The sequence below is a fragment of the Aliarcobacter vitoriensis genome (assembly GCF_003316695.1).
GTDB lineage: Bacteria > Campylobacterota > Campylobacteria > Campylobacterales > Arcobacteraceae > Aliarcobacter > Aliarcobacter vitoriensis.
Map to the genome: position 1 here is coordinate 1 of NZ_PDKB01000043.1, position 1,036 is coordinate 1,036.

General features: G+C 29.0%; 1 protein-coding gene. It reads right to left on the minus strand.

The window, feature by feature from the left end; translation table 11 throughout:
• Positions 1-727: TonB-dependent receptor plug domain-containing protein (locus CRU91_RS12045; RefSeq protein WP_235827015.1), on the minus strand; the 727-nt coding region annotated here is incomplete at its 3' end.
• Between the last annotated feature and the right edge of the window lie 309 nt (positions 728-1,036).

The following is a 1,036-nucleotide window of genomic DNA, read 5'->3' on the forward strand; positions in this document are numbered from 1 at the left end:
TATTTGTTCTTAGTGTAAAAATATCATTGATATCATATCTTATACTATTTTCAACTCTATTTGATTTAAACTCATTTTCTATCCAATCGGGATTATAATTTTTTACTTTCTCGATACTTGCCATATCAAAACCAGCACGCCATACACCAAAGAAATTCTCTCCACCTTTTGTTAGATTATCTTTATGTGAATATTTTATATCTGTATAAAAATTATCTGTTGGTTTCCAATCAAATACTAGGCTAATAGCTTTTTGTTCAGTATTAGCTTCTGAAGGTAATTCTCCATTTTGATAAAATCCATTTATTCTATATCCAATAGTATTATCTTCATCAAATTGTCCAGATAAATCAATATGTCCATAATATGATTCATTTCCATAACTTCCAATAGTAATATTTCTTAAATCCTTTGTAGTTGGTTTTTTAGTTATATAGTTTACTGCTCCTCCAACTCTTCCTCCTCCATATAAAAATCCTGTTGCTCCACTTATAATTTCAACTCTTTCTATATCTTGCATCATTGGTACTGTAGTAAAATTATTTGCATATGAAATACCATTAATAATTGGATTAGCTACTCCAAATCCTCGCATAGTAGGAATAAATGTATCACCTTCACCCCAGTTAGATTTTCCTGCTTCTTGTGTTGTTGAGTTCATTTTAAATATCTGATTCATATCTTTTGCTTGTACATTTTCGATTAATTCTTTTGAGATTATACTCATTGAGTAAGGAGTATCTTGTAGTTTTCTTTCATTCCAAATACCTACTCCCTTTGTTTCTTCTACAAGGTAGCCTGAATCAGCTGAACCATTTTTATAATTAGAACTAGAAACAGATATTTCATCTAAAACAGTAGTATTACCAAAGTTTTGATATTTTGGTTTTTCTATTATATATATTACATCATCTTCTTGAATAGCTTTTAATTCATTTGGATTTAATATACTATTTAAACTATCTAATACCGTACCCCCCCCCGAAACTCACTTTTTGCGAATCTATACTTTTATCTTTCAAGTTATTAGCTTTTG